The following is a 20,362-nucleotide window of genomic DNA, read 5'->3' on the forward strand; positions in this document are numbered from 1 at the left end:
GCCTCAGCACTTGTTGCGGACATCAACGATTTTTGGTTCGCTCATATTGTCCTCCGCTTAAATATGGACCCCGCTGAAATAGGGGTTGTGATTCATCTCGTCGCCAACGCTGGTAGACGGGCCGTGTCCGGCAAAGAGTTCTGTTTCAGCCGGGAGGGTGAAGATCTTTTCTTTCACGGAATTCAGCAGCTGTTCAGTGTCGCCGTAGGGGAAATCTGTCCTGCCGATTGAGCGGCGGAAAATGAGGTCGCCCACAATTGCGGCTTTAAGGGCCGGGAAATGGAAGGTCAGGCTTCCCGGAGTATGGCCGGGAGTGGAGTAGATTTTACATTCCAGCCCGATCAGCTCGGTCTCACCCTCACCAATATGTTCGGTTTCAAAATGGGGGACTTCAGGGAACCCCATCAGACCTCCACGTCCGACCTGAGTATCCATGAGCACGAGGTCGTCGTTGGAAGCGTAGATGGTTTTTCCGGTGGCATCGGCCAGTGCGCGGTTGCCGAGTATATGGTCAAAGTGCAGATGGGTGTTCAGGATGCGCTCAAGCTCAACCCCGGTCTTTTTCAGGTAGGAAAGCACCGGGGTCGGGTCGCCGCCCGGATCAATAACCAGCGCCTTGTTTTCATTAACAATTACAAAACAGTTGGTCTCAAGGGGACCTAGGGGAAAAATCTTGATTTCCATTAAAAATCCTCCAACATATATTCAGAGAGTTCGTTTCGTTTTGAAGAGCCCTGCTGGTCCGGGTAACCGAGGGCGATAACAGCTTGCAGTTCATAACGTTCAGCGGGCAGCTTGAGCGCTTCCAATGCCTGATCCTGCTGGTTGATAATTTCACCAAGCCAGACAGTTCCCAGTCCGAGAGAATGGGCTGCCAGCATCATGTTCTGGATACAGGCCCCTGCACCCTGATGATCTTTCATTTCACTGTACATGGCCTGCTTATCCAGAAAGACGCAGAGCAGCGCTTTGGCAGCTTTAACAATGTGACCGTATTTGGTGCATTCCGCGAGTGGGTCGACACGTGCGTCATCGTCATGGATGACCAGAAAGCGGTAAGGCTGGTTGTTCAGCCCGCTGGGTGTCCAGCGTCCGGCTTCCAGAATAGCGGTCAGATCGTCTTTTGAGATTGGTTCAGCAGTATATTTCCTGATGGAACGACGCTCAAAAATAGCTTCAAGGACAGGATTGGTCTTGGTCATGTTTGCTCCAGTGCTAGAATGGTACACCACGGAAAATATTGATCTTGTCGATGGCCCGGTCAAATTCCTTGGGGTTCAGTTCCCGGTTCAGGTCTTCGTCAAAATCCTTAAAATTGGCCTTCAGCTTGATAGCCTCGGCTTCTTGTTCGTCAATCTTTCCATCCTTGTTGACGTCAGCTTCTTCAAATGAAGGAATGGGCTGCCTGATTTCATACTTATCTATGATGGCGCAGCGGATGTGCCTTCTATCTGTGTCGTAGGTAACATCAATGAATGTTCCGGGATCAACATAAAGTTTTGTGCAGGTGTCGCCGGAATAAAGATCTTTGCCGTTCTTGGCTTCAAGGGCCAGCTTGATCTTTGCCTTACCGCCTTTTTTGTCAAAGCAGTCTTTATTATAAAGTGAGTTGCAGGTGCAGTCGGCAATGGTTTTGGGCTTGATGCGTCCGAATTTGTAATCATTGGACTTGCCCCAGACCCTGATCACGGAGTCTGTGTGGTTGATTACGGTAAATATTTTTTCCGCAGCCGCTGCGGATGTAACTGTCATTGCCAGCAGGGCAGCGGGCAGGATTGTTGTTTTTAAGAAGCCTTTGATGTTCATATTTTCCCCCGGATTGTGATGTTGCCTTTTTTTAAACGGACATGGTGGGAATTGCAAGGATAGAAAAAAGCCCTCCCGAATCAATCCGGGAGGGCTTTGAGGTCACTGTCGGCTGAAGCCGTGGAGGTTAGACCAGCTTGCCGAAGGACAGGATGATGTTCTTACGGTAAGTACGGTTTTTCCAGACGGATTCTGCTCCGTCTTCTTCGATTTCACGGGCAAGGATTTTACGCAGTTCTTCTTTCTGGATTTTGCCCAGATGAAGTTCACTGATATCGCCCAGCAGGGCCAGCGGATCAGTATAATCAGCCGGAAAAGGATCACTTTCGTTATCCCTGCAGAAGAAACAGATTGTTCCGGAGTGGAAATTGCCGGTAGCTTTTTTTACTATGTCGGTCATTGGTTTGTCTCCAAGTTTGCGTCCTGCTTCCAAAAGAATGCCCTGAAGCTTTTGACGCCTGATGTCCTGCTAGCAGTATTTGTGCCGAGCAAAACTTTCCTCATCCGGGCATTTTAGCGGCATCTGTTTTTTAGGTGGGAGCGCAAGTATCCATAAATCCTCCCACCGGATTCCCCGGCTAATGATAAAAACTCAGCAGGCCGGGTCTCCAGAAACGAAAAAAGGCATCTCCAATCGGAAATGCCTTCAAGAAATTCAATGTCTTAATCCCTCTCATGGGTCCCGTACGGGGAAGGCATTGGCACCTTGCTGCGGAAGCAGGTTGCCGGATGGTCAGCGGGCCGATTTCCCTCGCATCCTCTTCATGAGTAAATATTTTCGATTCAAAGAACGTGGCTACAAGATATTCATATGGTGGTAGTCCGTCAATAACTTTTTTGCGGAATGGGTAAGATCATAAAAAAAACATGTCTCTATTTGCATCAAGTTTATATTGAATGTATTTGATTTATAGTGAGAATTGGATGGATTGAAATTATAATCTAAGATGCGGGGTATATATGTTTAAACAGGTACTTACCGTTTTGCTGGGGATGTTCATATCTGTAGCGGCTTTTAGTGCTGAAGCTGCGGAGAATAAGTTTCAGGCTTTGGAGTATTTTCATTCGCCATGGCTTGGTATTTCTTTTTTCCAAGATGGGCACAAAGTGGACATGGTGTCCGTTGATCCTCTGAAGAAAGAATATGACCGTATAAAAGTAAAACTTGCCGCCAAACCTTTTGAAATCGAGATTCCAATCAGATCAGAGAATGACCGGGTTCAGATCTGTTTATGGAGAAATGAAGATATTTTTAATGATGTTGTCATTAAGTCTTCTGTGGATGGTGGTTCTGTATTCAGCAGCAGGCAGGCTTTGTCCGGCCCTGTTTTTTCTCCACCGGAAATGTTCATTACCAATACTGCCCACAATCTGTACGCAGATTTTCGTCTCACAAAAAAATCTTTGTTCTACAACAGCATACCTGTTTCCATGTTTTCTTTTCCGTCGGATAAAGGGCGTCGCTATCATCTCTCAAAACAGGATGGCCCGTTATACATGGTCGTTTTTATGAATCTTGATATGGACGGACTTATTGAGCGTGAGGAGTTGGAGTTTTTTATTTTGGATTTTTAAATCCCTTACTCCTTCCCAGCCATCCGCGCCAATTCAGCCTCAACTTCCATGGTATTCAACTGGCGGCAGGTGGTGAAAGTTTCTTTATTAACCACACCCTTATGGATCAGGAAATGTCGTTCGGCTAATGCGGCGAGCTGCGGCCAGTGGGTGATGACGATGAGTTGCTGGCGGTCAGCGAGTTCCTGCATTTTTTCGCCTACGCGGTTCAGGGTGTGCCCGCCGATACCGGAGTCTACTTCGTCAAAGATCAGGGTCGGCTTTTCAGATTCACCCTGTAATCCGGTGATTGCCAGCAGAAAACGGGAAAGCTCGCCGCCGGATGCGATTTTGTCCAGCGGCTGGGCTGCCTGACCGGGGTTGGGAATCCACATCAGGCGACCGCGCATTTCATTCAGTCCCGGATAAAGTTCATAGGGCTGGAATTCGAATTTTACCTGAACGTGTTCGGAAAAGCCGAGTCCTTTCAGTTCCGCAACTACGCGATCAGTGAGCTTCTTGGCGGCAATTTCGCGGGCGGTTGCCAGTTTGTCCAGCGCAGCGGAAAGCCGTTCGACAAGTTCTTTTTCCTGCTTTTCAATCTGAGCCAGCTCAAGGGAACAGGAATCCAAGAAGTCGAGGTTTTCCTGAATTTCATTTTTCAGGTCCACAATCTCATCAAGGGTACGGCCCAGTTTTCTTTTGAGCTTGGAGAGCTCGTAAAGCCGGGATTCAATGTCGTCGATGTTGTCTTCGGAATCAAAATCAAGGGGCTGGGCGCGCAGTTTCCCGGCCAGTTCATCTAAGTAATGCTTGAATTCAATGACTGTCTCGCGGTCTTGATCGAAGTCCGGGAAGAGTTCGCAGATGCGCTCCATTTCCGAACCAAGGGCGGAAACCCCCCCGGAAACATCAAGCGGTCCACGCATGATCTCCATAGCGTTATCAATGCATTTTCCGGCATCTTCCTGTGCCCGCAAGGCATTTTTCTTTTCTAATAGCTCATCTTCCTCGCCGGGGTAGGGGGCTACCTTTTCAATTTCAGTGCGCTGGAATTCGAGGAAATCTTTTTTCTCCAATAGTGATGCGGAACGTGCCTTCAGCTCTTCCTTTTTGGTTAACAAAGCGCGCAGAGAGGTTAGGATTTCATCTTTCTTTACCGGGAGCGTTGTGTCGGCAAGGAAAGTATCCAGCATGCGACATTGGTAGGCTGGTTGGAGCAGCTTTTGCTGGGCGTGCTGGCTGGTGTGCAGAATCATGGATGCGCCCATTTCACGGATGGTGTTCTGGGAGCTGAGTTTATCATTCACATAGACCCGGCTGCGGCCTGTTTCAGCGGAAAGCACCCGGCGGACAATGGATTCCGAGCCGTCGGGATGGATGAACAGGGCTTCCACGAAAGCCTGTTCCTTACCGGGGCGCACCATGTCCGGGCGCATTTTTTGGCCAGTCAGGAAGTCAATGGCCCGCAGGATGAAGGATTTACCGGCTCCGGTTTCCCCTGTGAGCACGTTCATGCCCGCAGAGAACTCAATTTCAGCATCTTCGATGAGAGCGAGGTCGCGTATTCTGAGCAGTTCCAGCATTTCTATTACCGTTTTTGGGTCTAACGTTTATTGTTTGAGTCTGGGGTCGAGGATGTCGCGCAGGGCCTCGCCAAGCAGGTTGTAGCCGAGCACGGTCAGCAGGATAGCCATGCCGGGGAAGATGGATAGCCATGGGGCTATTTCCAGCACTTCCTTGCCGTCCATGAGCAGGTTGCCCCACGAGGGATCAGGAGGCTGAACTCCCAGTCCGAGAAAGCTGAGTGAGGATTCCACAAGGATTGCCCCGGCTACGCCAAGGGTTGCTGAGACCAGCACCGGGGTGATGGCGTTGGGCAGGATGTGGGTCAGCATTATGCGGATCGGTCCGGCACCGGCCAAGCGTGAGGCCTGTACGAAATCGCGCTTGCGCAGGGAAAGTGTCTCCGCACGCACCAGTCTTGCTACGCCCATCCAAGAGGTGAAGCCGATGACGATCATGATATTGGTCAGTCCCGGTTCCAGAAAGGCAATGACCGCGAGGATCAGGAAAAATGAGGGGAAGCAGAGCATTACGTCCACCCCGCGCATAATGATCTCATCCACCAGCCCGCCGAAATATCCGGCAGCAAGTCCCAGTGCCAGCCCGATTGCTGTGGAAATTCCTACGGCAACAAATCCGACCCAGAGAGAAACCCGTCCGCCGTAGAGCATGCGCGCAAATACATCGCGGCCCAGCGCATCGGTGCCGAAAAAGTGCGTGGCACTCGGGCCTTGCAGTAGATGATCTACATTCAAGGTGTTGGGATCATATGGGGTCAGCAGAGGGGCGAAAATTGCCGCCAGTGAAACTGTGCCCACAAGGAAAAGACCGAGGTAGAGCAATCCATATCTTTGCAGTTTTGAGGGTGGGGTAAGCGGTTTTTTATTAGCCATTAGTCCTGCCCCCCGGCGCGGATACGCGGATCAGCCAGACCGTAGGCCATATCTGCCAGCAGGTTACCGGCTAAGGTCAACATAGCTCCGAGCACCAGTGAGCCCATGATCAGCGAATAATCGCGGGCCATGACTGCCCCGTAGAAAAGCTGTCCCAGTCCGGGCAGGGCAAAGATGGATTCAATGATCACACTGCCGCCGATCAGTCCGGGAATGGACAGGCCGAGGATAGTGATCACCGGGAGTAAGCCGTTGCGCAGGGCGTGTTTGAAAAGCACTTTGTGCATGGGCAGACCTTTAGCCTTGGCAGTTGTGATGTAGTCCTGCCGCAGCACCTCGAGCATGGAGGAGCGCATGAACCGGGACATTCCGGCAAGGCTTCCGAAGGTATAAATAAAGATCGGCAAGGCCAGGTGGCGGGCTAGATCGACCATTTTGCCCCACGGAGAAAGTAGCTCATAATCAAGGGAAGTCAGCCCGGAGATTGGAAAGATGGGGTAGTAGATACCCAGCCAGAGCATGAGCAGCAGTGCCAGCCAGAAGCCCGGTACTGCAAAGCCGATAAAGACCAGCACTGTCATGCCCCGGTCAAACCAGCCGTCCTGTTTCCATGCCGAGTACATGCCGATGGGGACGGCTATCAATAATGTAAGGAAAAGCGAGGCTATGTTCATACCGAAGGTCAGGGGCAACCGTTCCTTAATGCGGTCCCAGACCGGACGGCGGTCACCGGACATAGACAGTCCGAAGTCGAATTTTGCCAGACGGGTGACCCAGTTTATATATTGTTCGTGGATTGGTTTATCCAGACCGTACAGCTTCTCAAGTCTATGGCGGGTTTCGACTGTGGCGGTGGGGTTTAAGGTGGTTTCCATATCAGTAGGCGAACCGGGCGCAAGATGGATGACCCAGAAGCTGATTACCGTGATGCCGATAAAGACTACGGCAACCCACGCGAATTTTGAAAGAATTTTTAAGGCAATGTCCAGCATGGTACCTCGTTTAAAAATAGCAGGTTAGGCAGCGTCAATCTGCGGACAAGATACTGCAAGTCGACGCTGGAGGCAATAGTTTGTGTTTATAAAAAGTAAACTAATGTTTTGTTCTGTTTACAGTGGCCAGTATGAAGGCCAGCTTACCCCAAGCTGGCAGGCAGGGAAATCCATTTATGCTAAAATAATTGAAAAAGAGAGTTGACAGCGGGGGCAGGTTTTTATAAATCCTTCTTCACCCAACACGAGTGGGGCTGTAGCTCAGTTGGGAGAGCGCTTGAATGGCATTCAAGAGGCCAGGAGTTCAATTCTCCTCAGCTCCACCAGATATTTCTTAAGGACTTACGATGAAAATCGTGAGTCCTTTTTTGGTATTATGTGCTCGCTAAAAAAAACTGTGTTTGTTGTAAAAAGTTCAATGGTATCTGGCTTCCGACAAAACATACTGCGCATTGAACTTTCCAGCTTAAAACGATCCCTCCCATCTGTCTCGGGATGCAAATGCTTCAACGGTGGCATTGAAAATTGTGTTTTGAAAACTTCAAGAGCTTTCTTGTTGTTATCTTCTGACAAAGGACCCACTATCCATTCAGGGATATAGTTCCATTTTTCATAGTAAGCACTAAGTGCTATTTCTATCGCTTCAGATTCCTCTGCTGAAAACATTGCTTCTTTATCATGCCTAGTTGACTCAGTAGTGAACCATGGCAATTCTTCTGGCGGAACGTTTGACAACATATCAATGTCACCTAGTCGAGCTACAAAGCGGTCAAACCCGTTAAATATGTTATCTTCGACACTTCCTCCAATCGTCGGCACAAGTAAGACATTATCCCAATCAACGCCAATTAAGCGAGCTAATTTTTCCATCATTTCCGTAGGCTTTGACTTTAATTCTTCAATCCTGACAGCCTTGGCAATCCCGTGAAGAGCAGGAATGAACGGCACTGCGCTAAAACAGATGAAACCTGCTAACCTGCTTTTATGACATGCATCATTCAAATGATGCCACATATGACTGATATAAGATTCAAGAGGCTTTCGAACCATGTAGATAAAATTAATTTTCCTAAAATCTTGGAGTATGGAGGTTATTCCCACAGCTCCTGGAGTATGTAGTTGAAAAATTATTTTATTTGGCAAATCTTCAATAGAATCAAGGTAGCTATCATTCATGTGCATAACTACAATAAGCAGTAGCAATAAGTCCCGCCTAGACAGAGAATCACATTTGTGAATGATCTTATCGATAAGCTCTTGGACACGTGGCTGGGAAAAATAACAGCCACAGCATTGATCATAAGTGAGTAGTCTTGCGGTAATATCCTTAATGTCCTTGCTAAAACAAACGTTAGGATATTCAGGATCTTCAAAGCCAAGCTGCATAACAGGATATAAATACTGGCAAATCATAGGGGACGGTGTAATCAACTGATGGTGACCATCGAGAAGGTTTTCCAAAAAATAACTTCCTGAGCGACCATAAAAGACTATCGCCGTAATCTCCCAATCTTTGTTTAGAATGGATTCAATATCTTTTTTGAAAGCATATCAAAGCTGAAGGATTTTTAGGTTGAACAGTGACTGTTTCAATAGGGCGAATTCCGTGTCATCAAGTGTGCTTGGATTCAAGTTGCGTGCCTCATAGTATAGTTACATAGTATAGTTACATTGTTGCAACTGTTGCTACCATATCTTGGCTTAATAATAACATTCAAGAAGCAGGAGTTCAATTCTCCTTAACTCCACCAGACATTTCTAAGGCTTACACGTAACCGCGTAAGCCTTCTTTTCTATTTTGGGGAATTTTGTCCCCGTGGTGTCCTTTCCATAAAGAAGACTACTTTTTTATGTCTGTCTTATAATACAGGTAAATTGTTCTCAATATGAAATAGTTGTTTTTTATATTCAAACTATAGGTCAATATGTTTTAATCCAAGTGTTTATGGGGTTATGTAAAGATAGGAAGATAACAGTTCTTGATTGTAGAAATGAAATAATGCTAACTGTTAGGTTAATATCAAGGATGAGGGTTTGGCATTGATTGTGCAAGTCGACACATGTGAAATAAATACTTAGGAGGTCGACATGACTTTTTTTACTCAGCGGATTATGAAGTTAACAATTTTAGTTTGTTGTGCTCTCACGTTAGCTGTTCTGTTTAGCCCGCAGTCAGCTCATGCTGGTTATCTTGATCCAGGTTCAGGAAGTACAGCTGTTCAATGGATAATTGCTGGAGTTGCAGCTATTTCTAGAATTAAGAGGCAAATTATTGACGCTTTCTCGAACTTCTTTTCAAGGTAGTGCTATGAAACAAGACTCAGGTTCATTTAGGGATAGATCCGGATATGTCTATTCCGACGGAAGCAAGATAATCCGCACAATAGAGCCATGCTATAAAAAAGATTGGGAATTAATTACCCAATCTGGATTCATGGATGAAGCTGTGCAGAATGAAGATATGATCTCTTTTAATGAGGGAGGTCCGCTTTATCATAGTTGGAAAACTCTAGATGTGACACCAATAAAGTTTATCTCATATCCGTATGAGTGGAGTTTCTCTCAACTTAAAGATGCTGCTCTTTTGACTTTAAAGTTACAAAAACAAGCGCTGAAAAAAAATGTAACGATGAAAGATGCTTCAGCTTATAATGTGCAGTTTGTGGGTGCGAAGCCCATATTCATTGATCTTCTGTCTTTTGAACCTTTGAAAGAGGATAAGGCATGGCAGGCTTATCGTCAGTTTTGCACTCATTTTTTAGCCCCGCTGGTTCTTGCATCAATGACAGACTTGCGATTGGCACAGCTTTCACGCCAATGGATTGACGGTATCCCACTTGATATTGCCAAAAAACTACTTCCATGGAGAGCATACCTTTCTCCTGGTGTAGTAATGCACGTCATTTTCCATGCGGCGTTGCAAAATAAATATGCTGATCCTAGGTCCTTTAAAGACAAGAAAGATTCTAAGGTAATGAACAAACAAAAACTTTTGGATATTGTTGATTCTTTGGAAAGCACAGTAAAAAGTCAGAAGTTGCCTCTTCAAAAAACAGAATGGGCTGATTACTACACTGATACAAATTATACAGATAAAAGCACGCAGGAAAAACTGTGTATAGTAGAGGCCGTCGCGAAAGAATATCGTGGAGAATTGGCTGTTGACCTTGGGGCCAATACCGGACGATTTAGTTTGCCTCTTTCCAAGTATTTTGAAACCGTTATCGCAGCGGATATTGATCCAGTTGCAGTTGATGCTCATTACAATCAGTTGAAAAAGAACGGACCTCGAAATATTTTGCCTATGATTCTTGATCTTTCCTCTCCCTCGCCTTCATTAGGGTGGGCTTGTAAAGAACGTAATAGTTTTACTAAGCGTTGTGATGCCGATTTAATTATGGCCTTAGCTTTGTGTCATCATCTATTTTTCACAGTGGGGGCTCCTTTCTCAAAAATAAGCTCATATTTTTCTAAACTGCTAAAGATTGGCGGAATTCTTATCTGTGAGTTTATTCCTAAAGAAGACAGCCAAGTGACGCGTATGCTGAGTAGTCGGGATGATATTTTCGAGGACTACACAAAGGAAGCATTTGATGAAGCATTTGAAAGTGCCGGATTCAAGGAAATTAATGTGTTTACATTACCAGAAAGTATCCGAACCTTACATGTCTTTAAAATGGTAAATCATACTGCATAAAAACAATTGGAACCTTCAAAATGAGCATATTTCTGTCTATCTTACTGGCAACTATTGCCCCAACTATAGCTATCTCTGCAGTCAATACGAATTTATTCTCTAATAAACAAATAAGAAATTCTTTTCTGTTGATTGCAACGATTGGTCTTTTGGTAGCAATTTCTTATTCTTTGTTTATTAGTTATGTTGTTTTACCTAGTTTAGGCAAAATAACTGTTTATTCAAAGGAACTATCTGAAGTTATTACATGCTTATCTGCACTCACAATATTTATATTTTTTTATGAAAAATCATTTTCAGAGTTGTTGCCTATCAAGAAGACAAGATGGTTTATTTTTTTGGGGTTATACTTATTTTTTACTGCAATAACATGGCTATTTACGCTATATCCTTTTGTTGCGATTCTTGGCTTATTTACAGTTCTATCGGTCTATGACCTGATAAAGAATATCGATTGCAGCAAACTGGGAAAGCCAAAAAGTATTTATGAGAAAAAGATTAAATTCAAACATAAGCCAAATGTATATGTGTTGTTTTTAGAGTCCTATCATTCAAAGGAAATTCTAACAGATCTGTATGGTATCGACAGTACTAAGCATTACACTAAATTAGAAAAATCTAATTTCACCATTTATGAAGATGTGTATAGTAATCGAACGACCACTGAACTTTCTTTTTTAAGTTTAGTATGGCCTCAATTACTTTACCATTCTCACCATGATATCTCTGATAAAAATGGATATCTTCCGAATGCTTTTTCGGTATTTGAAAACAATGGATATCAAATCAATATATTCTCCTCAGAGCACTTAAAAAGCCATTTCCCTTTACTGTTTAGCAATTTAGGGGTTTCGTTTTCCGAATTTGGACATAAAGTGGAAAAGTTGTTTTCTCCTATTCTTTCTCAAAATTCACTTTTCCGAAAAGTGTTGTCGACACCTGATCTGTTTGAGCATGAAGAGAACTTTGAAGGGAGGTTTTTGTCTTTTGAAAACCAAATAAAAACTGCAACGACCCCGCAAGTGCAAGTGTTTCATTTTGGGGCGTGTCATGTACGCGGCGAAGCTTATGATGTATTCAAGAAGAAATATACCTCATCATACTTTCATGCCCAAAAGAAATTGGAACAAACGGTTTCTGTGATTAAGGAAAATGATTCATCTCCACTTATCATCGCCATAGGCGACCACGGTGCAAGAATAATCAATGAGGCCAAAGAAGATGAATCTAATTCGAAGACATCTCCTAACCCGCACGGATACGGCATACGCGCAAAGGACTACAGCTCAGTATTTTTAGGTATCCACTGGCCAGTCAAACATTATGTGGGTGACAAGGAGATACTGTCCCATGTGCGCATTTTTAATCATGTATTTGCAGCCTTGTGTGAAGATAAGATTCACTTAGAAAACATGATGCCGAATATTTCATTAGTAGACACTCCAGAGTACGGCTTAACCGTAATCGTAAAGGATGGTATTCCACTCGAGGAATGGGAGCCAGCTTTTGCTAGTAGAGATGTTGATTATTACATTGATAAAATAGAGAAAGACCCTAATAATATATCTCTGCATCTTGAATTAGTCTCAAAATATGACAGTGAAAATAAGCATGATGTGAGTTTGAAATACTTGGTGGATTTATGCAAAAAATTTCCAAGGAATAGTAAAGTGCGTATTGCTACAGCAATTAAATATAATGCGAGGAGTGAATCTAGTAAAGCTGAGAAATATGTCATGGAAGCCTTTAATATGGATTGCACAGATAATGTTGTTCTCAATTTACTTTTTGATATAAAATTGGCTAACGAAGATGTCGTCGGTTTTTTCTACTTCTTGCAAAAACATCAGGATACCATCCCGCATTTTCATAATTACACCAGATGTGGACGAAGCATACAGATATACAGTAAAACTCATACCATAAAAGAAACTCTCGAGTTAATTGAGTCATTATCGCCGGATACACAAAAATCAGTATCTGTGGGTGTTGCCAAACGCAAGGTGTTAGATTTTTCAAAAGAAAAGGCACATGAAGTTGATGTTTTAATAAACGCTGTGCAAGACTCAAGCACACCAATATATCGTCGAATAGTAGTAGTTTTGTTAATTGAAGCCTTTATGTTTTGTACGACAAACAAAGATTTTGCTACTTCTATACGAATAGCACAGGCAATCATCAATAGTGATGAAAAGTCTACGGGAACATATATACGCTTGGCAACGGTATTGGAGAGAGTAGGACGTGTGTCTGATGCTCTGAATGTATATGTCGGTGCCCTGAGAGTGAATAATTCAAGCTCCTTATTGTATCATTTGGGGTTATTACTAATTAGAAATAATATTTCTATTAATGGATTTGAGCAGTTAACAGAAGATTCCCAGAAAGCTTTAGCGAGAAATGTAACATCGCTGATACCATGCATTAATTTTGATCTGAAATGGTACGTCAAAGAATACGCGGATATTCTTGATGGTATGCACCCGTTTCAGCATTATATGCACCATTCTATCGGGTTGAATTTAAGCCCTAATCCGAACTTTAATACAACCAAATATGTAACGGAAAACACTGACATCTTTGAACACGGGGTCGATCCCGCTCTGCATTATTATCAAACAGGGCAATATGAGGTTCGGTTATCTCCATTAAATGACTGTTAAAATCATAGTATTTCTTGATGTGTTTCCTGTGTCAGGTCAGATTTATTCAATTTCTGCCATTGATTAAACTTCCTTTAAGAAAACTTCACCAGTCCACGTATAGCCCTTTTCCGTAAAATCTTTAAAATGTTTTGGGTCAGTGATGTTATTTTCGATAAGCCATCTGACAAATCGACCTTTAATGTGCTTTCCCTGGTGACCTGCCGGCATCTTTTTTTCTGCCTTTTTCAGGACAAATTCAACCGCAATTCCATTCTCATATTTCACAGCTTTCTTATGTGCTTGTGGTAATAAATCAATAACAAATTTATCTTTTAATTGCTCTGAATTTGAATTCAGCCATGACTTGGCAGCTTTTAATTTATCAATCTTTAAACGATAATTAGGGATCAAGTCAGTTGGGCTAACAAGGCCAAATAACCCGGATACAATTAATACTTTTTCATCAAATTCAGATTTATTTTCCAAAGTTTGATAATCGATGGCGTCATAAACAACACCTGTATACCGTTCAATTGCAGGCATTGTTTTTGAGCTTAAGAGTTCCTTATTTACAGTAATTGCTTTCTCGAGAGCCTTTTCCTTAAGTCCATATAACTTTTGGGGGTCAGCTTCTTTAATCGCTTCAATTAAGTCAGCAGTAATACCTGATACTGACTTCAAAGGTTTATTGTCTCCTCCATCGGCTTTACCCTCGGAAGGTGGAAGTAAAATAATAGTTTTCATAAATAGCCTTACAGTTTGAATTGATTACAAAAAATGGCATTTATCTATAAAAAGACCCAATCCGTCACATACAATTTATTTATGCAAAATAAAAGTTAGAGTCCTCTGCTTTGCTATGAAGCTAGACGGAAAGATTAGGGTGACCTCCCGCATGGTATTCAAGAGATCATGAGTTCAATTCTACTCCATCAGAAAGTTAAGAGGTTACATCGAAAGATGTAACCTCTTTTTTTAGAATAAATAGAGATTTAGTTATTAAGCTTGCGGCTTAAGTGCCTTCAGCAAGAGTTGAACCGGGACCAGCCAGTGGCCGGAAAGTTTTTTTAGAAGACCCGCAATGAGGACATTTCCAGTCGTCAGGAAGGTCTGCGAAAGCAGTTCCGGGAGCGGTGTCGGTTTTCGGCTCACCTTTGTCGGGGTCGTAAATGTAACCGCAGTTGCTTACCTGACATTGGTACATATCTTTGGGATCAGCCATGATTTCCTCCTTCAATGACAATATGTTATAGGTTTAAGTGAGTTATGTTGTTTTCAGGTTAACACAAATCGAACCTTGTGGGTATGCTTTTCGGTAAAGAGTAGTGTATGATTGGTAATTGTGGCTGGAATATAATTTAGATGGAAATTTAACGGGGGTAGATCGGGGCGTTATGGTATTCAGGAAGTAAGGAGTTTAATCCTCCGCAGCTCCACCAGATATTTTAAAGGCTTACGATGAAAATCGTAAGCCTTTGTTTGTGATGTCTTATTTAATGTATTTATTGATCGTTGCGGCGCCTTCCGCATGTGCCCGGTAGAAAACCCGAAGCTGCTGGTTGGAGTCGAGATCAGAGCGGGATTCTTCGAGCAGGCCGTTTGCTTCTGCGGTCATCAAAGCATTGATGATGGCTGGTTTCTTGAATGCCTTGAAGCTGCTGTATTGGTCTGCAAGGGCTTCCATTACGTCCTCTGCACAAGCTTCGTCTACTTTGGTGAAGTGTTTCAGTATTGCGTAGTTTAGGGGGTACATTATGCTGCCTCCTCATTATTTTTGAACAGGTCCATGGGGTTCATGGCGATGATGAAGATACCGATAACCATGATTACTGCTGCTATCCATGCGATGGCGGGCATATCCCAGCCTTTCATGTTCATGATAACGCCGAGGATAATCCAGTTGCCGAAAGGGCCCCAGAAGGAAAAGGTTCCGTTACATGACATACCAAGCGCAGCTCCGCACATGGAGTTTCCCTTATACCAGTACATATAGGTAAGGTATGCGGAAAGACCTGCCAGAACAAACCAGATGACAGCTTCACTGTCAGTGAGAGACTGCACAGCCATGCCGAAAGAATCAACATGGGCGATCAGGCCGAAGATGGGTACGAGAATGAACAGGTTGGAGAAACCGGAGGTGACCTGACGGATGGTAATACCAATTTCAGGGTCAATCATGGATGTTCCGTATCCACATACACAACCTTCAATACCCCAGAAGAGCGCTGCGAGGAAACCGAAGAACAGGCCTAACAGTATATTGGAACCGCCGCCATCACCGAGGCTGGTGGAGCCGATCATTAAGCTTGCACTGAAACAGATGGCGATGCCTAGCACCATGCGGGCATTGAGTTCCTGCTTAAAAAGAATGCGTCCGAGTATTGCACCAATGACCGGACAGAGTGCCGCGATAGGGACTACAAGTGAACCTGCCATTTGTAGGCCGACAACATAAGAAGTGCTTGCCAGCGGTCCGCCGATAAGTGCTGCGACAACCATGACCAGACCAGGCTTGGTTTTAATGCAGCGGAAGAAGTCAGCTAATTTTCCTTTCGCACCTGTGATGCCGATGGCCCAGAAGGCGCTGCATGTGTCTGTGCTTGCTGCACAGAGGGCGCCGAGAAGGTACGTGACTGCAAAAGTGGACAAGCCGGAGTTCTCTCCATACCATTCCAGCCAGATGCCATTGGACATGCCCAAGGTCATAAAGGAAGTGTAAAAGCTGTATAGGAATCCCGAAAACAGGGCGATAATGATGCCCTTTTTTTTAAAACTGCCGACCAGTTTGTGTTTTGCCGCGACGGCTGCCGGGTTGAGCGCAATTGCTTGCCCCATAATCGTCTCCTTATTCATTAAAAGTTAACCGTAAATTTACGCCTTGATCTCTACCTTCTCAGCAGTGGACAGAGAGTCAAACTCATATAAAGGGGCTGCTCGCTCGGCGATATCTGTTGCCGAGCGAGCAGGCTTGTTAAAAGGGCTGGTTTGTCTGCCCTCAAGCGCGGCTGCCCCAAAAGCCGGGGGTGTCTATTTTAGTGGAGGAATCTGGAAGATGGGGTCTAGTGTTCTATCGTCTTTGGAAGGAAGTTGATAATGCATCCTGTGACCACCAAGAGTTTGTAAATATCCTTCAAATTACCCTAGTGGATGAAATTTTATATCCAGAATATTTATTTGTAATCTGAGCGCACATTCTGTTCGAAGTAATGCCCTTCATTCTGTCTGCTGTTTGAAGGAGTCTGGCTTTGATTGATGACAAGATTTCAAACCTCAATTTGCAGTAAATAGTCGTTACTTCTGGGTATTGTCTAAATTTATTGGATTAGACAAGTTAATAATTTTTATGCATACAATAAGAATGATTAATCAAAATGGGTTGGGCAGCTGCCGCCCGACGTCTGCTGTCTTTTTTATTTGTTAATATGTCTTTTAAGATATATTGTGCTTTCAGAATCGAACACAGAGGAACCGCAAATCAATGAGGACTTGAAATGAGCATAGAACAGGAAAAGACAAAAAGTATTTACATAGGCTATCATCCCCGGACTCAAGACGGTAGTTCTCCAGTCTCACGCACCCAAAGTGAGTCTATTGCGATAATGGATGCTTTTAATACAAAGCAGGACGAGGATAGGTTTCGGGCTGAGGTTGTCGAAGTCGCTTTTACTGATCTTTGTGCTGTTGCTGTTATGGATAAAAATATCGGCAAAGTATGGCAGTACCTTTAATCTATGCTGATTTTTCCAGCGTGGAAGAGTGGGCAGTCGTAATGGCATCCAAGAGGCCAGAAGTTCAATTTTGTTTCAGCTTTACTATCAAAAATTTCAATAAAAAGACCATTTAGCACTACGCTAAATGGTCTTTTTATGTCCGATACCAAGCGTATTTGTACTCCCTCTGCATGCCTGCATACAGCTAAGTGATGCAGTACCTGTGTATGCCCTCCCCTTGCCACTCCCAACCCTTATTGCTAAATTAAAAGTAATATAGGAGGAGAGTGATGTGTAGTCTTCGAATCTTTGGGAAAGCGCTTGCATATAAGATTAGGCCAATTTGTCAGTTGCATCTCCGTATTTTTCCTTTCGTTCTTCTTGCAGTTCTTGCCGCTTGCATTATGCCCCCTCCGCAGTATCAGGACCCGCTGGCTGAGCTTAACACCAAGCAGGTCGCGCCCCGTGTGTTTGACGATGTTCGCTTGGGATTGCTTTATTCCGGAAATGTCCAGAAGTCTCAGGAGTTCATCGGTAAGTATCGCGAAGCTATGAATATGGGTGTTTTTTCCAATACCGGGGCTATGGAGGATCTGGATTTAGACTACGCGCCGGATAATCTTCAGAAAATCCTTTCCCGGTCGTTCGGGGAAGTGGTCAAGGTCGACTCTCTGGATCAGGCCAGAATTCTGGGCTTGGACGTGGTTATGGTCTTTGACATGCAAGTGAGTTTAGGGAGTATGTCAGGCGAACAAAGCTCGGTAGACCTTAAAGGTTCTTTTGTAGACTGGGAGCGCCGTGTTCTTGTTGAAATCGAGGGGAATGGTCTGGGCACAGTCCCCTATCCGGCTAAATCGGTTGGTTTCAGAGAGGCCGCGGGAAAGGCTCTTCAAGCACTGAACAACGAGTTGGGCGCGTCCCGGAAGCTGGCAGTTACCCTTGAAGATATCACTGCTCCGGTTGCGGCGGTAGCGCCCCTACCTGCTTCGGTTGCCGTAAAGGGAGAAAGGCATGCTCTGGTTATCGGCAATAGCGCGTATAGGAATGCCCCGTTGAAGAACCCGGCGAATGATGCCAAGGATGTGGGGAACGCTCTGCGCCGATTGGGATTCAATGTCATTCTGGTTAAAAACGCCAGACTGCGCGACATGGAGCAGGCCGTGGACCGATTCTACTCCAGTTTGCAAAAGGGCGGCGTGGGCCTTTTCTATTACGCAGGGCATGGCATGCAGGTTGGCGGCAGGAATTATCTTATCCCCGTAGATGCGACCATAAAGTCCGAATCCGATGTCCGTTACGAATGTCTGGATGCAGGGCGTATCCTCGGCAAGATGGAGGACGCGGGCAATGCACTTAACATTGTCATCCTCGATGCCTGCCGAAACAACCCCTTTGCCCGCAGCTTTCGTTCGGCGCAGCGGGGGTTGGCACGCATGGACGCGCCTACCGGGTCTATTGTAGCCTATTCCACCGCTCCGGGGTCCGTAGCTGCGGACGGTAGTGGCCGCAACGGCGTTTATACGAAACATCTGCTTCAATTCCTGATGCAGCCTGGGCTCGATATTAGTGACGTCTTTTTTTATACTCGGAAGGGTGTAGTGCAGGAAACCGGGGGCGGACAGGTGCCGTGGGAGTCTTCCTCGCTGGTTGATCGTTTTTATTTTTTGGAAGCGCCGTCTGATTACGAGTAGTTGCTCATGGTGGTTTTCATTCATCAAACATTTGAGAGTAGCTTGTTTGGGTAGCTATAGAGTGAGTGTAGTATAAAATGAAATTCAATCATTTAGGTATTCCGACAACCGAGCGGTTTGAAGGTGAGATAGATTTGCCTCATTTAAAAATGACTGTTTCTGATCATGAGAATAATCCATATGGCATACAGTGGATGCGTTTTTGGGAAGGTGCTCAATATCCAGATTTGGTAAAGAATTTTCCTCATGTTGCCTTTGAAGTTGAAGACTTGGCTAAGGAACTTGAGGGCAAAAAGGTTATCATAGAACCCAATTCGCCAAGCGAAGGGTTGGTAGTTGCATTCATTGAAGTGAATGGCGCTCCTGTAGAATTAATGGAGTATCAAGTACGTTAGGATAATTTAAGTATTTATATCTTTAAGGACTCACGATTTAAATCGTGAGTCCTTTTTTTTTGGGGAGAGAAACAAGTCTACGGATATTAAATACAATATTTACACTCTATTGACTACGCTGATATGTTTTGAGTATTCACAAACAGGTTATGAGTGGGTGTATTGTTTGGTTTATATTTAATTGTGTGTTCAGTTAGTTGAGATATGTCTGAAAATAAAAAATATTGGGACGGCCCGGCCCTTTTTGGTGAAATTCTTAAGTCTGATATTGTTAAGCCTTGGATGGTCCTAGTTTTGGGTGTTGTTGCTTATTGGTGTGTTCCAATGATTTCGACAATGTGTGAAGGCACCTTTATATCTGAATCTATGGGGAACAAGATACAGAAGTATCTGCCTGTTTTTTTTGATGTCTCAGCTTCTTTTAAATGTCCTAAAGGCGCTCTTGGTGATGGAGGTCTTACATATGTCAAAGATACTTCTCACCATTTATTTACGATATGTATTTCTTTAGGGGCAATGTTTGCTTGTTTGATTGTTAAGAATGTTAATCCTGCGCTGAACAAGATGGTTAGCGATGAAATTTTCAGTGATCAATTTTCTCTTTTTCGCAGCAAAGTTAGATGGTTTAATTTGTTGCAGAAGAAAAGTGCTTTTTACATGATTCCTGCTTTCTTTTCTGTGTTGTCTCTTTTCTTCTTTGTTGATTTATATAAAGAGTTTACGACTGTTAATTGGTGGGGCAATCACCACTACGGAGTTGCTGGGCTGCTGTTTTCTTTCATTATTCAATGGATGGTTTTCTTTGGAGTATATTATGTTTTACATATAGCAATATCTTCTCTGATGTTAGGCCGCATAATGGAAATAGATATCTCATTACGTCCGTTTCATGAGGATGGATGTAATGGATTGGAGCCTCTTGGGGTGATTGTTGTCTATTTCTGGGGATTTGCAATTTGTTTGGCTGGAGCTGTATTTGTTGCTCTCCGTTTTGGGTATTTGGGGATTGAGGATCAGGTCTTTACATGGCTGATTGCTTTGCTTGGTGTGCTGTGTATACCGATGATTGCTGTGTATCCATTGTATAAGTCGATACAGGCTGTATATAAGTACCGCAGGTATAAACTGGCTAGGTTGGATTCAAAAATTTCTTCTGTTTTGGATGATTTGGATTCAGGGTTGACTGGTGCTTCAGATGATGAGCTGGTTAAACAAACTGAGGTATTTGAGAAACTGTCTAGCGTCCATAAGGTTATGTATTCGATAAATATGTGGCCCTTTGATGTAAAAGTTTTGGTTGGTGCCATACTTGTCTATTTTGCTCAGGCATTTTTCATTTTGAAACAGGTTGCCGAGAAGGTTACTGACGCTGTCGGAGGTTAGATAGTTTCTTGGCTTATGGCGAATTACAGT

General features: G+C 44.1%; 20 protein-coding genes, 1 tRNA gene and 1 riboswitch. Of the genes, 9 read left to right on the forward strand and 12 right to left on the reverse strand.

What is annotated here, in order from left to right; genetic code table 11:
* Nucleotides 1–57 precede the first annotated feature (57 nt).
* The 4 genes from ACO05Z_RS03620 to ACO05Z_RS03635 form a co-directional block, all read right to left on the reverse strand.
* Nucleotides 58–684, reverse strand: a complete 627-nt coding sequence (locus ACO05Z_RS03620) for an MBL fold metallo-hydrolase (protein WP_421900591.1) — start codon at nucleotides 682–684, stop codon at nucleotides 58–60.
* A complete protein-coding gene (locus ACO05Z_RS03625) occupies nucleotides 684–1,202 on the reverse strand; it encodes a nitroreductase family protein (RefSeq protein WP_421900593.1) in 519 nt (172 codons plus the stop codon). The genes ACO05Z_RS03620 and ACO05Z_RS03625 overlap by 1 nt, the downstream gene beginning before the upstream one ends.
* 13 nt (nucleotides 1,203–1,215) lie before the next feature.
* The gene (locus tag ACO05Z_RS03630) at nucleotides 1,216–1,806 is read right to left on the reverse strand and encodes a hypothetical protein (RefSeq protein WP_421900595.1); all 591 of its coding nucleotides are present in this window, start codon (nucleotides 1,804–1,806) and stop codon (nucleotides 1,216–1,218) included.
* Nucleotides 1,807–1,933: 127 nt separating this feature from the next.
* A complete protein-coding gene (locus ACO05Z_RS03635; RefSeq protein WP_421900597.1) occupies nucleotides 1,934–2,206 on the reverse strand; it encodes a hypothetical protein in 273 nt (90 codons plus the stop codon).
* A gap of 270 nt (nucleotides 2,207–2,476) precedes the next feature.
* Nucleotides 2,477–2,577: riboswitch (SAM riboswitch) on the reverse strand.
* 189 nt (nucleotides 2,578–2,766) lie between these two features.
* Here ACO05Z_RS03635 and ACO05Z_RS03640 point away from each other — a divergent pair.
* Nucleotides 2,767–3,381 (forward strand): hypothetical protein, encoded by a 615-nt coding sequence (locus ACO05Z_RS03640; RefSeq protein WP_421900599.1) that lies wholly within the window; start codon nucleotides 2,767–2,769, stop codon nucleotides 3,379–3,381.
* 5 nt (nucleotides 3,382–3,386) lie between these two features.
* Here the strand turns inward: ACO05Z_RS03640 and ACO05Z_RS03645 are convergent, their stop codons facing one another.
* The 3 genes from ACO05Z_RS03645 to ACO05Z_RS03655 are packed head-to-tail and all read right to left on the reverse strand — an operon-like array spanning nucleotide 3,387 to nucleotide 6,811.
* Complete coding sequence (locus ACO05Z_RS03645) at nucleotides 3,387–4,946, reverse strand: DNA repair protein RecN (protein WP_421900601.1); 1,560 nt, start codon at nucleotides 4,944–4,946, stop codon at nucleotides 3,387–3,389.
* A 27-nt stretch (nucleotides 4,947–4,973) separates the two neighbouring features.
* Nucleotides 4,974–5,819, reverse strand: a complete 846-nt coding sequence (locus tag ACO05Z_RS03650; protein ID WP_421900603.1) for an ABC transporter permease — start codon at nucleotides 5,817–5,819, stop codon at nucleotides 4,974–4,976.
* Entirely contained in the window at nucleotides 5,819–6,811 is a 993-nt protein-coding gene (locus tag ACO05Z_RS03655) for an ABC transporter permease (RefSeq protein ID WP_421900605.1), read from the reverse strand. Before ACO05Z_RS03655 ends, ACO05Z_RS03650 begins: the two co-directional genes overlap by 1 nt.
* A gap of 250 nt (nucleotides 6,812–7,061) precedes the next feature.
* Here ACO05Z_RS03655 and ACO05Z_RS03660 point away from each other — a divergent pair.
* A tRNA-Ala gene (locus tag ACO05Z_RS03660) sits at nucleotides 7,062–7,137 on the forward strand.
* Between the two features lie 16 nt (nucleotides 7,138–7,153).
* On the opposite strand, the gene ACO05Z_RS03665 is transcribed toward ACO05Z_RS03660, so the two are convergent.
* Nucleotides 7,154–8,272, reverse strand: coding sequence for a hypothetical protein (locus ACO05Z_RS03665; RefSeq protein WP_421900607.1), 1,119 nt, complete (start codon nucleotides 8,270–8,272; stop codon nucleotides 7,154–7,156).
* Between the two features lie 627 nt (nucleotides 8,273–8,899).
* Between ACO05Z_RS03665 and ACO05Z_RS03670 the strand changes: the two genes are divergently transcribed.
* The 3 genes from ACO05Z_RS03670 to ACO05Z_RS03680 are packed head-to-tail and all read left to right on the forward strand — an operon-like array spanning nucleotide 8,900 to nucleotide 13,171.
* Complete coding sequence (locus tag ACO05Z_RS03670; protein WP_421900609.1) at nucleotides 8,900–9,115, forward strand: hypothetical protein; 216 nt, start codon at nucleotides 8,900–8,902, stop codon at nucleotides 9,113–9,115.
* 4 nt (nucleotides 9,116–9,119) lie between these two features.
* A complete protein-coding gene (locus ACO05Z_RS03675) occupies nucleotides 9,120–10,508 on the forward strand; it encodes a hypothetical protein (protein WP_421900611.1) in 1,389 nt (462 codons plus the stop codon).
* Nucleotides 10,509–10,528: 20 nt separating this feature from the next.
* Nucleotides 10,529–13,171: a hypothetical protein gene (locus tag ACO05Z_RS03680; protein WP_421900613.1), complete on the forward strand. Its 2,643-nt coding sequence runs from the start codon at nucleotides 10,529–10,531 to the stop codon at nucleotides 13,169–13,171.
* A 63-nt stretch (nucleotides 13,172–13,234) separates the two neighbouring features.
* Here the strand turns inward: ACO05Z_RS03680 and ACO05Z_RS03685 are convergent, their stop codons facing one another.
* The 4 genes from ACO05Z_RS03685 to ACO05Z_RS03700 all read right to left on the reverse strand — a co-directional run bounded on the left by ACO05Z_RS03685 (nucleotide 13,235) and on the right by ACO05Z_RS03700 (nucleotide 15,988).
* The gene (locus tag ACO05Z_RS03685; protein WP_421900615.1) at nucleotides 13,235–13,897 is read right to left on the reverse strand and encodes a YaaA family protein; all 663 of its coding nucleotides are present in this window, start codon (nucleotides 13,895–13,897) and stop codon (nucleotides 13,235–13,237) included.
* Between the two features lie 268 nt (nucleotides 13,898–14,165).
* Nucleotides 14,166–14,375, reverse strand: coding sequence for a rubredoxin (locus ACO05Z_RS03690; RefSeq protein ID WP_421900617.1), 210 nt, complete (start codon nucleotides 14,373–14,375; stop codon nucleotides 14,166–14,168).
* 267 nt (nucleotides 14,376–14,642) lie between these two features.
* On the reverse strand, nucleotides 14,643–14,906 hold the full coding sequence (locus ACO05Z_RS03695) for a hypothetical protein (protein WP_421900619.1): 264 nt from the start codon (nucleotides 14,904–14,906) through the stop codon (nucleotides 14,643–14,645).
* Nucleotides 14,906–15,988: a hypothetical protein gene (locus ACO05Z_RS03700; RefSeq protein ID WP_421900621.1), complete on the reverse strand. Its 1,083-nt coding sequence runs from the start codon at nucleotides 15,986–15,988 to the stop codon at nucleotides 14,906–14,908. The genes ACO05Z_RS03695 and ACO05Z_RS03700 overlap by 1 nt, the downstream gene beginning before the upstream one ends.
* A 656-nt stretch (nucleotides 15,989–16,644) precedes the next feature.
* Between ACO05Z_RS03700 and ACO05Z_RS03705 the strand changes: the two genes are divergently transcribed.
* The 4 genes from ACO05Z_RS03705 to ACO05Z_RS03720 all read left to right on the forward strand — a co-directional run bounded on the left by ACO05Z_RS03705 (nucleotide 16,645) and on the right by ACO05Z_RS03720 (nucleotide 20,332).
* A complete protein-coding gene (locus ACO05Z_RS03705) occupies nucleotides 16,645–16,881 on the forward strand; it encodes a hypothetical protein (protein WP_421900623.1) in 237 nt (78 codons plus the stop codon).
* Between the two features lie 386 nt (nucleotides 16,882–17,267).
* Nucleotides 17,268–18,554 carry a caspase family protein gene (locus tag ACO05Z_RS03710; protein ID WP_421900625.1) on the forward strand — a complete coding sequence of 429 codons (1,287 nt, stop codon included), beginning with the start codon at nucleotides 17,268–17,270 and terminating at the stop codon, nucleotides 18,552–18,554.
* Nucleotides 18,555–18,631: 77 nt separating this feature from the next.
* Nucleotides 18,632–18,949 carry a VOC family protein gene (locus ACO05Z_RS03715; protein WP_421900627.1) on the forward strand — a complete coding sequence of 106 codons (318 nt, stop codon included), beginning with the start codon at nucleotides 18,632–18,634 and terminating at the stop codon, nucleotides 18,947–18,949.
* 204 nt (nucleotides 18,950–19,153) lie between these two features.
* On the forward strand, nucleotides 19,154–20,332 hold the full coding sequence (locus tag ACO05Z_RS03720) for a hypothetical protein (protein WP_421900629.1): 1,179 nt from the start codon (nucleotides 19,154–19,156) through the stop codon (nucleotides 20,330–20,332).
* The last annotated feature ends 30 nt before the right edge of the window (nucleotides 20,333–20,362 follow it).

The sequence above is a fragment of the Maridesulfovibrio sp. genome (assembly GCF_965230075.1).
In the GTDB taxonomy this organism is placed as follows: Bacteria; Desulfobacterota; Desulfovibrionia; order Desulfovibrionales; family Desulfovibrionaceae; genus Maridesulfovibrio.

Excerpts from the sequence above, each read along its gene's own strand:
- ACO05Z_RS03620 (WP_421900591.1), bottom strand. The coding sequence starts at position 684 with ATGGAAATCAAGATTTTTCCCCTAGGTCCCCTTGAGACCAACTGTTTT.
- ACO05Z_RS03625 (WP_421900593.1), bottom strand. The coding sequence starts at position 1,202 with ATGACCAAGACCAATCCTGTCCTTGAAGCTATTTTTGAGCGTCGTTCC.
- ACO05Z_RS03630 (WP_421900595.1), bottom strand. The coding sequence starts at position 1,806 with ATGAACATCAAAGGCTTCTTAAAAACAACAATCCTGCCCGCTGCCCTG.
- ACO05Z_RS03635 (WP_421900597.1), bottom strand. The coding sequence starts at position 2,206 with ATGACCGACATAGTAAAAAAAGCTACCGGCAATTTCCACTCCGGAACA.
- ACO05Z_RS03640 (WP_421900599.1), top strand. The coding sequence starts at position 2,767 with ATGTTTAAACAGGTACTTACCGTTTTGCTGGGGATGTTCATATCTGTA.
- ACO05Z_RS03645 (WP_421900601.1), bottom strand. The coding sequence starts at position 4,946 with ATGCTGGAACTGCTCAGAATACGCGACCTCGCTCTCATCGAAGATGCT.
- ACO05Z_RS03650 (WP_421900603.1), bottom strand. The coding sequence starts at position 5,819 with ATGGCTAATAAAAAACCGCTTACCCCACCCTCAAAACTGCAAAGATAT.
- ACO05Z_RS03655 (WP_421900605.1), bottom strand. The coding sequence starts at position 6,811 with ATGCTGGACATTGCCTTAAAAATTCTTTCAAAATTCGCGTGGGTTGCC.
- ACO05Z_RS03670 (WP_421900609.1), top strand. The coding sequence starts at position 8,900 with ATGACTTTTTTTACTCAGCGGATTATGAAGTTAACAATTTTAGTTTGT.
- ACO05Z_RS03675 (WP_421900611.1), top strand. The coding sequence starts at position 9,120 with ATGAAACAAGACTCAGGTTCATTTAGGGATAGATCCGGATATGTCTAT.
- ACO05Z_RS03680 (WP_421900613.1), top strand. The coding sequence starts at position 10,529 with ATGAGCATATTTCTGTCTATCTTACTGGCAACTATTGCCCCAACTATA.
- ACO05Z_RS03685 (WP_421900615.1), bottom strand. The coding sequence starts at position 13,897 with ATGAAAACTATTATTTTACTTCCACCTTCCGAGGGTAAAGCCGATGGA.
- ACO05Z_RS03690 (WP_421900617.1), bottom strand. The coding sequence starts at position 14,375 with ATGGCTGATCCCAAAGATATGTACCAATGTCAGGTAAGCAACTGCGGT.
- ACO05Z_RS03695 (WP_421900619.1), bottom strand. The coding sequence starts at position 14,906 with ATGTACCCCCTAAACTACGCAATACTGAAACACTTCACCAAAGTAGAC.
- ACO05Z_RS03700 (WP_421900621.1), bottom strand. The coding sequence starts at position 15,988 with ATGGGGCAAGCAATTGCGCTCAACCCGGCAGCCGTCGCGGCAAAACAC.
- ACO05Z_RS03705 (WP_421900623.1), top strand. The coding sequence starts at position 16,645 with ATGAGCATAGAACAGGAAAAGACAAAAAGTATTTACATAGGCTATCAT.
- ACO05Z_RS03710 (WP_421900625.1), top strand. The coding sequence starts at position 17,268 with ATGCCCCCTCCGCAGTATCAGGACCCGCTGGCTGAGCTTAACACCAAG.
- ACO05Z_RS03715 (WP_421900627.1), top strand. The coding sequence starts at position 18,632 with ATGAAATTCAATCATTTAGGTATTCCGACAACCGAGCGGTTTGAAGGT.
- ACO05Z_RS03720 (WP_421900629.1), top strand. The coding sequence starts at position 19,154 with ATGTCTGAAAATAAAAAATATTGGGACGGCCCGGCCCTTTTTGGTGAA.